Raw genomic sequence first — 13,678 nt, forward strand, 5'->3', positions numbered from 1 at the left:
TCAGACGCCTGCGCTCATCAGCTCGCCCGCATCGATCGTCGGGTCGCCCTTACGCCAGTTGCAGGCGCACAGCTCATCGGACTGCAACGCGTCGAGCACGCGGAGCACCTCTTCGACATTGCGGCCCACGGAACCCGCTGTGACGGAGACGAACTGGATGATGTTGTCGGGATCGACGATGAACGTGGCACGGTCGGCCACACCGTCGGAGTTCAGCACTCCGGCGGCCTCGGCCAGGTCGCGCTTGAGGTCGCTGAGCATCGGGAACGGCAGAGTCTTGAGGTCCTCGTGCTGGGCGCGCCACTGGAAGTGCACGAACTCGTTGTCCACCGAGGCGCCCAGCACCTGAGTGTCACGATCGGCGAACTCGTCGTTCAGACGGCCGAAGGCAGCAATCTCAGTGGGGCACACGAAGGTGAAATCCTTGGGCCAGAAGAAGATCACGCGCCACTTGCCCGGGTGGTCGTCGCTGGTGATGGTGGTGAAGTAGTCGTCGGGCTGCTGCGCGTTCACCTTTGACAGATCGCCACCGATCACCGCAGTCAGGTTGTAGGCCGGGAATTCATCGCCGATGGTCCGCAGAGTCACGATTCTCCTTCACGTATTCGCTGATTTGCTTACTGGCACCATCGTGCCGGAAATACTTCCAAAACAAAACGTGATTGTTCGCACTATATTGATAGGTATGTCCGATCGTAGTTATCAGCCGACGGTGGTCGGCCTACGCGCTTTTGTGGCTATCGCACGTAAACGCCACTTCGGAAGCGCGGCCGCCGAGCTCGGAGTGAGTCAACCCTCGCTCTCACAGGCCCTGTCCATGCTCGAAGAGGGGCTGCGGGTGCAGCTCATCGAACGCAACACCCGCAAGGTGTTGCTCACACCCGAGGGTGAGGCCCTACTGGAGAAGGCCGCAGCCGCGCTGGATGCGGTGGACGAATTCACCTCCGCCGCAAGCGGGGTGCGCGATCCCTTCGCACAGACGCTCCGACTCGGCCTGATCCCCACCGTGGCCCCGTATGTGCTGCCCATGGTGCTCAGCGGCCTGGCCCGCGAATTCCCCGAGATGTCGTTGCGGGTCACCGAGGACCAGACCTCGCGACTGCTGCGATCTCTCGCCGACGGGTCCTTGGATGTCGCGGTGATGGCGCTGCCCGCGCAAACCCACGGCATGGCAGAGATACCCATGTACCGGGAGGACTTCGTTCTCGCCCTCCCGGCCGGACATCCGCTCGCAGGCAGTAAAAACGTCGAGCCCGCCGACCTGGCCGATATGCCACTGCTGTTGCTGGACGAGGGCCATTGCCTTCGCGATCAGGCGCTCGAGGTGTGCCAGCTCGCTGGAGTGCGACCCGATCTGGGCCACACCCGCGCTGCCTCCCTGGCCACCGCCGTGCAGTGCGTCGAGGGCGGACTCGGGGTCACGCTCATCCCCGGTACCGCCGTCACCGCCGAAACCGCGAGGGGCGGGCTGGCCACCGCGACCTTCGCCGCGCCGGTGCCGGGTCGCCGGATCGGCTTGGTGTACCGCGCGATCAGTGGACGCGAGGACGCCTATCGACGGCTAGCCGGCCTGCTGACCCAGCTCGTCTCAGCGGTGCACCCGGTCACCGACTCGCTGGCAGAGATCGTCTAGCGCCAGCGCGCCAGGATCTCCTCGGCCCGCGCCGACAATGCCCGCTGCAGGAACGGCCCGAAGCTGATCCGCCCGACACCCAGCGGACCGAACGAAGCCGGATCATCCACATCGGGCACCGCAATGGCATTCACCGGAAGAGGCAGCTCAGATGTCAAGCGCTGCTGCACATCCGGCGCATGCCTGCCCACCGGATACAGCGAGTCGGCACCGGCCTCGGCGGCGAGCTTCAGCCGTGCGATGGCGCGATCCACCCGATCGGACTCATCCCCGATCTGTCGCAGGATGACATCCGTACGCGCATTGATCACCACCGGCACGCCCGCCTGGTCGGCCGCAAGCCGAAGTGCGCCAACGAGATCCGCGTGCTCCTGCGGCTCGCGGATCCGGCCGCCCTCACTGTGCACGGTGTCCTCGATGTTCAGGCCAACCGCCCCCGCCTCGATCAGTCCCTCAACGAGACGCTGCGCTGTCTGCGCATAACCGGACTCGATATCCACCGATACCGGCACGTCGACCGCCGCGGTGATCTGTGCGACCCGGGTAAGTACGTCCTCGAACGACATCCCCTCCTCATCGGGCTTTCCCAACGAATCGGCGAGCGGATGCGAACCCACCGTCAAGGCCACGAAACCGGCCTCCACAGCGAGTTTCGCCGACCAGGCATCCCACACGGTAGGCAGAAACACCGGATCGCCGGGGACGTGCAGGGACTTCAGCAGGGACGCCTTGGCAGCGAGATCAGTAGACATGCCTACATCCAACCCCGGTTCGTCTGGATTTACTCCACCGGTCCGCCCGCCGAACCACGATGCGCCATCAGACGCGCCACCGCATCGCGCATATGCTCCTCGATCAATCGATACGCCGCGGGCGCGTCACCGGCGCCGATCGCCGCGCAGAGGACTTCATGCTCGCGGACCTGCTCACCGAGGTCGGCGTACGTGCCCTGCAGCTCGCCCAGCAGCATGCGCGTCTCCACCAGCAGAGTGCGCATGGCGCGGCGCAGCCGCGGGCTTCCCGAACAATCGACCAGCACCTGATGAAACTCTTGATCGGCATCGGTGACGGCGACGACATCGCCCCGAGTGGCAGCCTCGGTCATCATTGCCACCGGCACGACCAGCCGACGATAGGTGGTGACGGTATCCCCGGACATGATGCGTTCCAAGGCCGCCCGCTCGATGGCGGCCCGCGCCCGGTAGACGTCCTGGACGTCTTCATCGGTCAGCTCGATGACGAAGATGCCGCGATTGCGCTCGCTGCGCAAAAGACCCTCCGAAACCAGCCGCTGCATGGCCTCGCGCAGCGGTCCTCGGGATACCGCGAATTGCGCCGCCAACGAGGCCTCGCCCAGCTGCGCGCCCGGCGCGAGCACACCCCGCATAATGGCGATCCGCAGCCGCTCGGCAATCAGCTCGGCCGTCGATTGCCGTTCCAGCGGGGCGAATTCCTCAGGTACCAGCGTCGTCATCGTGGATGAGCCACTCGCGCGAAGACCATCATCGTTCTCTCCTGAAAAGCCGCCCCAAACCCGGAATATCGGGCACCTCGTCGATTAATCGCAAACCTTCCCACACCGTCACCTGGTTGGCGGTCAAGACCGTCTTACTCAGGCGTGCTTCGAGCCGCTCGACATGCGCGATGGTGTGCATGGCCGTGTCCGGGATCAGCAGTGCCTGGGCATCAGGGTGGTCATTGGCGTCCGCCAGCTCGTCGACCTGATCTGCGGCGAGCCGGCCCACCTCGGCAGCGGTGTCGATACCCGCCTCACCCATCGCCGCCACTTCGATGTCATGCGCCGCCAGGAAGGCCACGAACAGCTCGGCGATGTCCCGTGGATAGCTGGCGGCTACAGCCACACGTGAAATACCCAAGGCGGCAAGAGCATTGACGAATGCGAAGGAGGTGCTCGATGCGGGGGTTCCGCTGCACTCCGAGAGCCCTGCCACCTGCTCGGCCGCACCCTGCGGCCCGTACACAAAGCTGCCCGAGGTACACGCCCAGACCACTGCGCTCGGCTCGTGCGGCCGCAACAGCCGTGCCCCCTCGGCGAGCCTGTCCGGGCTGCCCAGATCGAGCAGCTCGGGCACGGCGTGCAGGTCGGTGCCGTAGATGTGCACGACGGGGAAGTTCATATCGAGCTGCCGCGCCACCAACGGGTAATCCGATTCCGCGGCGTGGTCGGGATAGATGAAACCCACGGTCGGACGTGCATTAGCCACTCGAACCTCCTCCGAATACATCGCGAAGCCACTTACCGGGTCCCATCATGGGAAGACTCATCCGGTCCAGGCACGCCCAGATGGTCAGTTGGTTGGCCGTCAGTACCGGCTTGCCCAACAGGCCCTCCAAAGGCTCGATCACGTCATAGGTGCGCAGGTTGGTACAGCTGACGAAGATCGCCTCGGCCTCGTCGGTATCGGCGGCCAAGATCCGCTCGGCCACGGTCCGGTAATTGACCTTCCAGATCCCACCGCCCAGGCCCAGGTGATCTGTCCGCACCACCGTTACGCCCAACTCCCCCAGGAACTTCACGAGCAGTTCGGTCAGCTCGGCGTCATAGGGGGTGATGACGCTGATCCGGCTGATATTCAGTGCCGTCACCGCCTCGGCCAGCGCACCCGACGTGGTGACGGCGGACTTGGCGCCGGCCGCCATGATCGCCTCGACCAACGACCGTTCGTGCTCAACTCCCCGGATAAAGCTGCCCGAAGTACACAGATACGCAACGACTTCCGGCTCGACATGCAACACATCGCGGGTGGCCGCTTGCAGGTGACTGGTATTGGACACCAGCTCCGCCATGGCCCGGCTCACCGGCACCGGCTCATACGGGGTGCGGGCGAGATGCAAAGACACCTCCGCGGGAACCCACCGCCACAGCTCACGCTCCAGCGCCAGATCAAAGGGTGCAATGATCCCGATGCCACGCTGGTCGGCCGACTCCGCGAAGTCGGGAAGTGACGTGAAATCCACCGGCAGGACCTAACACTCGCAGCATCGCTCGTCCCCCGAGGCTGCGTCCAACGCCCTTCACGCAAGCGGATCATCGCAACTCAGATTGTTGACAATCATACGATATCTCCATACGGTGTCAACGTGAGTGCGCGTCCAGTTGTCGGGGATGAGCCGCTTGCGCGAAGACCAGTTGTCACTGTGCAGCACTCCTCCAACTCCGTTCCGGACAGGCTCGCCCCGGTGGCCAAGGCCGCGGAGCTACGACTGGTGAAATCCGATCAACTGACGACGGCGTTGCCTGGAGCCGAGATTCTGTTGGTCTACGACTTTCGGTCCTCGGCGTTTCGTGAGGCCTGGCCCGCTGCCGATTCGTTGCGCTGGGTGCATATCGCGTCGACGGGTGTGGACCCCGTGCTGTTCGACGAATTTGTCGAGAGTGATGTGGTGCTCACCAACTCCCGCGGCATCTTCGAACGACCCATCGCAGAGTACGTACTGGCACAGATCCTGGCCTTCGCCAAGGACATCCGCCGCTCCACCCGGGCACAGGCCGCCCTGAGCTGGCGGCATTTCGAATCAGAAGGCATCGAGGGGGTCCCCGTCGCGGTGCTCGGCACCGGGCCGATCGGGCGCGCAATCGCCGCACTACTGACCGCCGCCGGTATGCAGGTCACGGTAATTGGCAGGGCCGAATCCGCTGACCTACCTTCCTATGTGGGCGATATCGAGTATCTGGTGCTGGCGGCACCACTCACGGCACAGACGCGCTACATCGTCAACGCACAGGTGCTCACGGCGATGCGTCCTACCGCTCGGCTGATCAACGTGGGCCGCGGTGAGCTGGTCGGCTCCTGGGACCTGGTGACTGCGCTGAACCAGGGCACCATCGCCGGAGCCGCGCTGGATGTCACCGACCCCGAACCCCTGCCCGTCGGGCATCCGTTGTGGCGCACACCGAATACACACATCACCCCACATAACAGCGGTGACGTCCACGGCTGGTCCGATCGTCTCCAGGACCAGTTCATCGCCAATTTCGAACGGTACCTCCGCGGCGAGGAACTCCTGAACATCGTCGACAAGGACAGGATGCACCGCAATGCATGAACCGACCGACCCCACCGAGATGACGGCCCTCGAACTGGTGACCGCCTACACCTCGGGGGAACTGTCACCCGTCGAGGCGACGGCTGCGGTGCTGTCTCGCATCGCCCAAACAGACAGCGCTATCAATGCTTACTGCCTCGTCGACGAGGAGGCAGCCCTGGCGGCGGCCACCGAATCCGAAGAACGCTGGCGCGGCAACTACACCCGCGGCCTACTCGACGGTGTGCCGATCTCCATCAAGGACGTCTTCCTCACCCAGAACTGGCCCACCCTGCGAGGCTCCGATCTGGTGGATCCCGCCGGCCCGTGGGAGGTGGACAGCCCTGCCGTACACCGCATCCGGGCCGACGGCATGGTCATGGTCGGTAAGACCACCACACCCGAGTTTGCGTGGAAGGGAGTCACCGACAGCCACCAGCGCGGGACCACCCACAACCCCGTCGATCCGCGCCGTACCGCCGGCGGGTCCTCCGGAGGCAGCGCGGCCGCCGTGGCCGCAGGTATGGCACCGATGTCCATCGGCACCGACGGCGGGGGCAGCATCCGGATCCCCGCCAGCTTCTGCGGCGTGGTCGGATTCAAACCCACGCACGGCCGAGTCCCGATGTACCCGATCAGCCCCTTTGGTCCACTGGCACATGGCGGTCCGATCACCCGCACGGTCGAGGACACCGCATTGCTGATGGACATCATCAGCCTGCCGGATCACCGCGACCCCACCTCGCTGTCACCGACGCTCACCACCTACCGCTCGCAGGTATACCGCGATATCACCGGGCTGGATATCGCCTACTCCCCCACCCTCGGTTATGTCGACGTCGATCCCGAGGTCGCCAGGTTGGTTGAAGACGCGGTGAACGCGCTCGACGCGGCCGGGCTCCCTGTCACACACGCCGACCCAGGCTTTACCGATCCGATCGACGCATTCGAAACCCTATGGGCCGCGGGTGCGGCCGCCAGCCTGAACAACTACGGATCCATCGGCGAGGCCGGTGCGAGCATCGATCCGGGACTGGCAGCCATGTGGGGCGCAGGAGCAGGGACCTCCGCCACCGATTACCTGGCGGCACGCAACACGTGTGTGCAATTAGGTATTGCGATGGGCGACTTCCACGAGATGCACAATGTGCTCATCACTCCGACGGTGCCGATCCCGGCCTTCCCGGTGGGAGCCGATGTACCGCCGGAATCCGGTATGCGCTGGTGGGCCCAATGGACACCATTCACCTACCCGTTCAACATGACTCAACAGCCCGCGCTCTCCATTCCGGTGGGCCGGACCTCCGCGGGGCTGCCGGTCGGCATGCAGATCGTGGGCCCGCGACACAGTGACGACCTGGTGCTGGCGGTCGGCCACTTCGCGGAACGGGTGCTCGCGGGCTAGCCGCGAACTGCGATTGGCGTCAGCGCAGCAGTAATTGAACAAGTTCTGCTCGTATGGCAGGCCAATCGTTGCCGGTCATGTGAAGCTGCCGGGGTTCAAAAGCTCTCGCGAAGACGATCCCCCTAATCGCATTGAGTGCCAGCGATGTTCGCAGCGCTATGTTTTCGACCGCGACCGTCTGCTCACCGAGAGCTTTGACGAATATCTCGCCAAAGGACGAGACGATTAACTCGGTTGCGGGCAAGAGGCGTTTACGAAGCTCCGGATCATCCGCCGCAGTCACCCAGAGTTTGAGTCCAAACTCGAACAGCGGATCCGTGTAGTCCTTCCACACGAGGTCGAGCACTGCTTCGGCGCGCTCCGGTTCGGTTATCGGGAGGACATCGAGGCTTTCACGCACGGCCGCGGTGCGTTGCCTGATCGAGTATTCGAGCGCCTCAACGACGAGGTCGATCTTCCGGGGGAAAAAGTGACGACTACCTCCCGATGACACACCGGCGAGGTCGCTGATTCGGCGAACCGTGGTCTTGCTATACCCGACTTCGAGCACCGAAGCGATCGCCGCGTCGATGAGCTTCGCGCGTGTCTCAGCGCGACGCTGCGCCTGAGTCCGCCGACCCGCACTCGTGGAATCGACACCTTCCGAGTCTGTTACTCCACGCATCGGAGGAAATCTACCGGTCATCGCGACCTAGTCGATGTTTCGACTTCCGCCTTCATATACCGCCCGCCTGTGCGGTATGTTTCTTCATGCAGGGCCTAACTGGCCCTGCGGCCGCTTGCCGACGACAACGAAAGTGCAGGTAAAAATGGTTATCTGGGCGCAAAAGCAATCTTCTGACCGCATGGAGACTCCCGCATTCATCAAGAAAAGCCCGGCACGCCTTGCCCTGGCGATCTTCGGATCCGACTCGGTAAGGCCGACGAAGGCGCAGGCGGCCGCGTTCCGGAAGTACCAGACAGTGAGCGACCCCATAGTCGACGAGCTGATCGCAGCGATCAAAAAGTTGCCCAAGGGTGAAGGGCGTGCTCAATTCGAGACGGCCCTGGAATCAGGTATCGAGGCTGTCGAAAGTCCGATTCCGGAGCTCGTGGCATTCATCGAAGAGCTTGAGAACGTGCCGTTCTGGGTCGATTTCGACAAGCTTTTGCTGGCACAGCGGACGGTATCGAGGATTCCGATGCGCACCCAGGTGATGCTGCTTACCTCTATCGCCTTCCCTGTCAGCTACGTATCCTCCAGAGTGAATCAAGTACTCGTACGGGCAGGGGACCTCGATCTCAAGGCACCGTCACGGCTCGCGGAAACCAACGTGTGGTTCTGCGAGTGCGCACTGCCGGGCGGCATGGACCGATTCGGCGAAGGATTCAAGATCACGGCGCGCGTCCGGCTGATTCACGGTTTCATCCGATCTGGAATGAACAGTCTCGACGATTGGAACTACGAAGAGTGGGGCCATCCCGTCAATCAGTCGCACTACACGGTGACGCTGATTCCGATCATGCTGTCGTCGCTGCTGACACTCTTGTTTGGCCATCTACATACCCCACGCGAGAACGATGCGGTACTGCACTTGCTGCGTTACATGGCCCATGTCATGGGCGTGCACCCGGCGCTACAAATCACCTCGTTCGACGAGCTGCTGCGCCTCATCTGGCTCGCGATCTGGTCTGAGTTCGACCCGGACGCATCATCGCCACGATTGACCAAGGCTGCTCTCGATGCGGTACCCGTTCTGTACGGGCTGCCAACAACAGGCCCGCTGGCCCCGGCAATACGATGGGCTTTCCGCCAGATTCACGCCGATATCGCGACCATGGTGTTTGGGCCGTTCTACCGCAAGGCCTTTGGATTACCGCCACTAAGCCCCCTCGTTGCGGTGTTGCCTGTCATAGTGGGCGTCAATCTGCTCTCCGATGCCCTACGCATCATCACCCCGGGCGCTACCCGCCGTCGCTCGATCAAGGGGGCAGCTCAACGTCGTAAGGCACTCAAGGCGATGGCTGAACGAACACAGTCGAATCTCGCATTCACGCGCGACGAATCCAAACCCAGGGATATCGCGGTCGCCGCCAATGCCCCGCATCTGGCGGTGGCGAACTAGATCACATCACGCGCGCGAAGGCCAGCTGCTCTCCTTGGACCCCGGTAAGCCACAGGTCCTGGCACGCCGCGGCGATATCGGCCAGTCCCTCTTCGATGGTCGCGAACACATTGCCCGGCACCCAACCGGCATCGCCGTTGATCAACAGATTGTTCCGACCGTAGAAGATCGCCAGATCGGTGGCACCTTGCGCCGAATGCGCTTCCGACCCCGGCTCGTAACCGTATGCCGGATTCCCGATCTCCCACGGCTCGAAACCGAAGAAGCACACGTCCCCGGGGATCGGGGTAACCGTGGGGTTCTCACGGCCGGGTGCGGGCAGTAGCGGGGGCAGCAGGGTGTACACCTCGTTGCGCGCGTATTTGGCGTGATATGCCTGACCCGTCAACGGTAGCGAATTCCACACCGTCTCACAGGTTCTCGGTGCCTCGGCATCCAGCAGCCGAGCGCGACAGGTGATGCCTCGTTGGGTCAGCGTGATGGAGATGTAGCGATCCATCACAGCCCCGCCAGCACGGAAGTCCAAATGCCGAGGGCATCGGATATCTGATCGGCCGTCACCACCAACGGTGGGATCATGCGCACCACATTCATATGCGGACCGCACATGAGCAAGAGCAGACCCCGCTCGGCGGCGGCGGCCTGCGCGCGCGCAGCGAGTTGAGACGCCGGCTGCGCGTCCTTGCTGAACTCCACGCCGACCATGAGACCGAGTCCGCGCACATCACCGTCAATTCCATTTTCAGCGGCGATCTTTCGCGCACCGTCGAGCAACTCCTGCCCTCGGGCCCGGGAGTTCTCGACGAGCCCTTCCTCGTCGATCACATCGAGGGTGGCCAGCGCCGCCGCGCATGCGACGGCATTGGCCCCGTAGGTGCCACCCTGCGATCCGGGCCAGGCGCGCCCCATCAACTCGGCCGAGGCCGCAATACCCGAAATCGGGAATCCGCTCGCAATCCCCTTGGCCATCACGAGAATATCCGGGATGACACCGAAGTGCCGATACCCGAAATATTCTCCGGTGCGCCCAAATCCGGTCTGCACCTCGTCGAGCACCAGCAGGATGCCATGCTCCCGAGCCCGCGCTGCTATGCCGGTCAGGAACTCGGTATTGGCCGGGATGTATCCGCCCTCCCCCAGCACCGGCTCGACGACCATGGCCGCCACCTGGTTAGGTGCCGTCGCAGTCGCGAACAGGTAGTCGAGCTCTTGCAACGCGAATCGGGTGGCCTCGGCCTCGCTCCAGCCGTACCGATACGCCGTCGGGAATGGCGCGGTGTAGACGCCGGCCATCAGGGGGCCGATTCCCGAGGAGAATCGCGGTCCTGAGGTTGTCATGGTGGCGGCGGCCAGTGTCCGTCCATGAAATCCACCCTGGAAGACAACGATATTCGGGCGACCGGTGGCCTGCCGCGCCAACCGCACGGAGGCCTCAATGGCCTCACTGCCGGAGTTGGCGAAGAACAGCGAATCCAGTTCCGGGGGCAGCACGTCACCAAGGCGACGTACCAGATTCTGCAGCGGGCGGTGCATCACGGTGGTGTATTGCCCGTGGATCAGCGTGGCCACCTGGCGCTGCGCGGCCTCCACCACGCGCGGGTGACAGTGGCCGGTGCTCACCACCCCGATGCCTGCGGTGAAATCCAGGTATTCACGGTTACTTTCGTCGTACAGATAGCAACCCTGGCCTCGCGCCGCCACCACCGCGGTGGCCTGCTTGAGCACGGGCGATAACGCGGTCATGACACCCCTCAACTCCATACGTCCGGAACTATTGTCGATTGTAGACAATCTACCTAGCATGGTGGCATGCATCCCGGCACAGTGTCTACCCCCCTGTCCACCACCGAGACATCGGTGGTCGCCAACGCGGTCGCTCAGCAGGCCCGCCGCGGCCCCACCTTCCCGGTGCTCGACCCCTCCACCGAGGAAGTGCTTGCCGATGTCGCCAATCAGGACGGCGGCGTCGCTCTCACCGCTTTGGACAATGCCGTTGCCGCCCAACGATCCTGGTCCGCAACGACACCGCAGCAGCGTTCCGACGTGCTGATGCGCGCGTATGCGCTGATGATCGAGCGCACCGAGGACCTGGCCCTGCTCATGACGTTGGAGATGGGCAAGCCCCTGGCCGAATCGCGTGGCGAAGTCGCTTATGCGGCAGAGTTCTTCCGCTGGTTCGCCGCTGAAGCGGTGCGTTTGGACGGGGGCCTGATGCTGGCGCCCGACGGTGGGTCGCGGCTGATCGTGACACACCGCCCGGTGGGACCGTGTCTGCTGATCACCCCGTGGAACTTCCCATTGGCCATGGGGACCCGCAAGATCGGCCCTGCCCTTGCCGCGGGCTGCACCTGCCTGCTCAAACCGGCCGAGCAGACCCCGCTGTCGATCCTCGCGCTGCTGGGCATCCTGTGCGAGGCCGGAGTCCCCGACGGAGTCGTATCGGTGATCACCACCGATGATCCCGGAGCCACCATGGCACCGCTACTCGCCGACCCTCGGGTACGCAAGCTCTCCTTCACGGGATCCACCGAAGTGGGTCGCTACCTGCTGGCGCAGTGCGCGCCCACCGTCAGGCGCACCTCGATGGAACTCGGCGGCAACGCGCCTTTCATCGTCTTCGCGGACGCCGACCCCGAAGAAGCCGCGGGCGGCGCTTTCACGGCGAAGATGCGCAACATCGGACAGGCCTGCACCGCCGCCAACAGGATCTACGTGCAGCGCGATATCGCGGAATCCTTCACCGAGGCACTCATCGCGAAGATGGCCGCGCTGCACATGGGACGCGGCACCGAATCCGGGGTGGACGTGGGTCCGCTCATCGACCTGGATGCCGTCGCCAAGGCAGACCGGCTGGTCTCCGATGCCCGGAACCGCGGCGCCACTGTGCGATTGGGCGGAGATATCCCCGACCGCATCGGCTACTTCTATCCTCCGTCGGTGCTGACCGATGTGCCCGATGACAGCGACATGATGCGCACCGAGATCTTCGCGCCGGTCGCGGCCATTGCGACCTTCGACACCGAGGAGGAAGTGATCGCCCGTGCTAATGACTCCGAATTCGGTTTGGTGGCATACCTGTACACCAACGACACCCGCCGCGGATGGCGAGTGGCCGAGGCACTGGAGACCGGCATGGTGGGCCTGAACAGAGGGGTGGTGTCCACCCCTGCCGCCCCGTTCGGGGGTGTCAAGCAGTCCGGGATCGGGCGCGAAGGCGGTTTCGCCGGCATCGAGGAGTTTCTCGAGACCAAGTACATAGGAGCAGCCATATGAGCGGCCGGATAAGAGTTGCAAGCATCCCCGGCGACGGTATCGGCGTCGACGTGACCCGGGAGGCCGTCAAGGTGATGGACGCCGCCACCGGCGCCCGCATCGACTGGACCGAATTCGATTACTCCTGCGAGAGATACGCCAAGACCGGCGCAATGATGCCCGCCGACGCACCCGCGATTTTGGCCACGTTCGACGCGATTCTGCTGGGCGCCGTGGGCTATCCAGGAGTCCCCGACGATGTGTCGTTGTGGGGCCTGCTGATCCCGCTGCGGCGCGCCTTCAACCAGTACGTGAACCTGCGACCGGTGCGTCTGCTGCCGGGTATCGCCTCACCCTTGGCCGGAGTCCCCGCCGACGCACTCTCCATGGTGATCGTGCGCGAGAATACCGAGGGCGAGTACTCGACGATCGGCGGCGTGCAAAACCGCGGCAGCCACAACGAATTCGCGGTACAGGAATCAATTTTCACCCGCATCGGATGCGAGCGAATCATCCGGTACGCGTTCGAGCTGGCCGCCTCGGCGGGTGTCCGGGTCTGCTCGGCGACCAAGTCGAACGGCATCATTCATTCAATGCCGTACTGGGACAGCATCTTCAACCAGATAGCAGCCGAGTACCCGCAGATACCGTCCACATCGATACATGTCGACGCCCTGGCCGCGCGGATGGTGAGCGACCCGGGCAGCCTCGATGTCATCGTCGCCTCCAATCTTTTTGGCGACATCCTCTCGGATCTGGCGGCTGCCGTCACTGGAGGACTCGGGCTTGCAGCATCCGGAAACATCAACCCCGAGCGCACGGCCATCTCGATGTTCGAATCGGTGCACGGCTCCGCACCGGATATCGCCGGACAGGGCATCGCCAATCCCGTCGCGCAGATACTCGCCGGCGCCATGCTCCTGGATCATCTGCACGAGTCCGAGACGGCGAACAAGATCCGCCATGCAGTCGACCAGGTGTTGTCGGAAGGGCGCGTCCGCACCCCCGACCTCGGAGGAACCGCCACCACCGAACAGCTCGGCACTGCAATCGCCGAACGCGCACTGCCTTAGCGTCGAGCGTGGGGGGTATGCACGTATTCGGCGCGATTTTCGTACATAGCACCCACACTCGGCATGCGGTGGCAATCGCCGAATCCGCGCGGTGATCGTGATTTAACCAAGACATCAGTGACTTGTGTCACTTCCCGTTCGGCTCTGCTGGCAAGATGGGTGT

14 protein-coding genes are annotated in these 13,678 nt (G+C 63.8%); 6 read left to right on the forward strand and 8 right to left on the reverse strand.

Going from position 1 to position 13,678, the window contains the following annotated elements:
• Positions 1-588, reverse strand: coding sequence for a peroxiredoxin (locus MLB1_RS08490; RefSeq protein ID WP_180749211.1), 588 nt, complete (start codon positions 586-588; stop codon positions 1-3).
• A gap of 97 nt (positions 589-685) precedes the next feature.
• On the opposite strand from MLB1_RS08490, the gene MLB1_RS08495 reads away from it, so the two are divergent.
• Positions 686-1,633, forward strand: coding sequence for a hydrogen peroxide-inducible genes activator (locus MLB1_RS08495; RefSeq protein WP_180749212.1), 948 nt, complete (start codon positions 686-688; stop codon positions 1,631-1,633).
• On the opposite strand, the gene MLB1_RS08500 is transcribed toward MLB1_RS08495, so the two are convergent.
• The 4 genes from MLB1_RS08500 to MLB1_RS08515 are packed head-to-tail and all read right to left on the reverse strand — an operon-like array spanning position 1,630 to position 4,612.
• Positions 1,630-2,385 (reverse strand): isocitrate lyase/phosphoenolpyruvate mutase family protein, encoded by a 756-nt coding sequence (locus MLB1_RS08500; RefSeq protein WP_180749213.1) that lies wholly within the window; start codon positions 2,383-2,385, stop codon positions 1,630-1,632. The genes MLB1_RS08495 and MLB1_RS08500 overlap by 4 nt on opposite strands.
• A 29-nt stretch (positions 2,386-2,414) precedes the next feature.
• Positions 2,415-3,107 carry a GntR family transcriptional regulator gene (locus tag MLB1_RS08505; RefSeq protein ID WP_180749214.1) on the reverse strand — a complete coding sequence of 231 codons (693 nt, stop codon included), beginning with the start codon at positions 3,105-3,107 and terminating at the stop codon, positions 2,415-2,417.
• A 28-nt stretch (positions 3,108-3,135) separates the two neighbouring features.
• Positions 3,136-3,858 carry a maleate cis-trans isomerase gene (locus tag MLB1_RS08510; RefSeq protein ID WP_180749215.1) on the reverse strand — a complete coding sequence of 241 codons (723 nt, stop codon included), beginning with the start codon at positions 3,856-3,858 and terminating at the stop codon, positions 3,136-3,138.
• Positions 3,851-4,612 (reverse strand): Asp/Glu/hydantoin racemase, encoded by a 762-nt coding sequence (locus MLB1_RS08515; protein ID WP_180749216.1) that lies wholly within the window; start codon positions 4,610-4,612, stop codon positions 3,851-3,853. Before MLB1_RS08515 ends, MLB1_RS08510 begins: the two co-directional genes overlap by 8 nt.
• Before the next feature lie 123 nt (positions 4,613-4,735).
• Between MLB1_RS08515 and MLB1_RS08520 the strand changes: the two genes are divergently transcribed.
• A complete protein-coding gene (locus tag MLB1_RS08520) occupies positions 4,736-5,701 on the forward strand; it encodes a D-2-hydroxyacid dehydrogenase (protein WP_180749217.1) in 966 nt (321 codons plus the stop codon).
• Complete coding sequence (locus MLB1_RS08525; protein WP_180749218.1) at positions 5,694-7,085, forward strand: amidase; 1,392 nt, start codon at positions 5,694-5,696, stop codon at positions 7,083-7,085. Before MLB1_RS08520 ends, MLB1_RS08525 begins: the two co-directional genes overlap by 8 nt.
• 19 nt (positions 7,086-7,104) lie before the next feature.
• Here the strand turns inward: MLB1_RS08525 and MLB1_RS08530 are convergent, their stop codons facing one another.
• A complete protein-coding gene (locus tag MLB1_RS08530) occupies positions 7,105-7,749 on the reverse strand; it encodes a TetR/AcrR family transcriptional regulator (protein ID WP_180749219.1) in 645 nt (214 codons plus the stop codon).
• 181 nt (positions 7,750-7,930) lie between these two features.
• On the opposite strand from MLB1_RS08530, the gene MLB1_RS08535 reads away from it, so the two are divergent.
• Positions 7,931-9,190, forward strand: coding sequence for an oxygenase MpaB family protein (locus tag MLB1_RS08535; protein WP_180749220.1), 1,260 nt, complete (start codon positions 7,931-7,933; stop codon positions 9,188-9,190).
• A 1-nt stretch (position 9,191) separates the two neighbouring features.
• Here the strand turns inward: MLB1_RS08535 and MLB1_RS08540 are convergent, their stop codons facing one another.
• Both MLB1_RS08540 and MLB1_RS08545 read right to left on the reverse strand, forming a co-directional pair.
• Entirely contained in the window at positions 9,192-9,689 is a 498-nt protein-coding gene (locus tag MLB1_RS08540; RefSeq protein WP_180749221.1) for a DUF3830 family protein, read from the reverse strand.
• Complete coding sequence (locus MLB1_RS08545) at positions 9,689-10,933, reverse strand: aminotransferase class III-fold pyridoxal phosphate-dependent enzyme (protein WP_180749222.1); 1,245 nt, start codon at positions 10,931-10,933, stop codon at positions 9,689-9,691. The genes MLB1_RS08540 and MLB1_RS08545 overlap by 1 nt, the downstream gene beginning before the upstream one ends.
• 66 nt (positions 10,934-10,999) lie before the next feature.
• Between MLB1_RS08545 and MLB1_RS08550 the strand changes: the two genes are divergently transcribed.
• Both MLB1_RS08550 and MLB1_RS08555 read left to right on the forward strand, forming a co-directional pair.
• Entirely contained in the window at positions 11,000-12,463 is a 1,464-nt protein-coding gene (locus tag MLB1_RS08550; RefSeq protein WP_180749223.1) for an NAD-dependent succinate-semialdehyde dehydrogenase, read from the forward strand.
• Complete coding sequence (locus tag MLB1_RS08555; protein ID WP_180749224.1) at positions 12,460-13,515, forward strand: isocitrate/isopropylmalate family dehydrogenase; 1,056 nt, start codon at positions 12,460-12,462, stop codon at positions 13,513-13,515. Before MLB1_RS08550 ends, MLB1_RS08555 begins: the two co-directional genes overlap by 4 nt.
• Positions 13,516-13,678 lie beyond the last annotated feature (163 nt).

Source organism: Mycobacteroides sp. LB1 (assembly GCF_013449725.1).
GTDB lineage: Bacteria > Actinomycetota > Actinomycetes > Mycobacteriales > Mycobacteriaceae > Mycobacterium.

What these genes read in the sequence shown, in the direction of transcription:
- MLB1_RS08500 (WP_180749213.1), bottom strand. Translation starts at nt 2,385, where the DNA reads ATGTCTACTGATCTCGCTGCCAAGGCGTCCCTGCTGAAGTCCCTGCAC.
- MLB1_RS08525 (WP_180749218.1), top strand. Translation starts at nt 5,694, where the DNA reads ATGCATGAACCGACCGACCCCACCGAGATGACGGCCCTCGAACTGGTG.
- MLB1_RS08550 (WP_180749223.1), top strand. Translation starts at nt 11,000, where the DNA reads ATGCATCCCGGCACAGTGTCTACCCCCCTGTCCACCACCGAGACATCG.
- MLB1_RS08495 (WP_180749212.1), top strand. Translation starts at nt 686, where the DNA reads ATGTCCGATCGTAGTTATCAGCCGACGGTGGTCGGCCTACGCGCTTTT.
- MLB1_RS08540 (WP_180749221.1), bottom strand. Translation starts at nt 9,689, where the DNA reads ATGGATCGCTACATCTCCATCACGCTGACCCAACGAGGCATCACCTGT.
- MLB1_RS08505 (WP_180749214.1), bottom strand. Translation starts at nt 3,107, where the DNA reads ATGACGACGCTGGTACCTGAGGAATTCGCCCCGCTGGAACGGCAATCG.
- MLB1_RS08530 (WP_180749219.1), bottom strand. Translation starts at nt 7,749, where the DNA reads ATGCGTGGAGTAACAGACTCGGAAGGTGTCGATTCCACGAGTGCGGGT.
- MLB1_RS08535 (WP_180749220.1), top strand. Translation starts at nt 7,931, where the DNA reads ATGGAGACTCCCGCATTCATCAAGAAAAGCCCGGCACGCCTTGCCCTG.
- MLB1_RS08545 (WP_180749222.1), bottom strand. Translation starts at nt 10,933, where the DNA reads ATGACCGCGTTATCGCCCGTGCTCAAGCAGGCCACCGCGGTGGTGGCG.
- MLB1_RS08555 (WP_180749224.1), top strand. Translation starts at nt 12,460, where the DNA reads ATGAGCGGCCGGATAAGAGTTGCAAGCATCCCCGGCGACGGTATCGGC.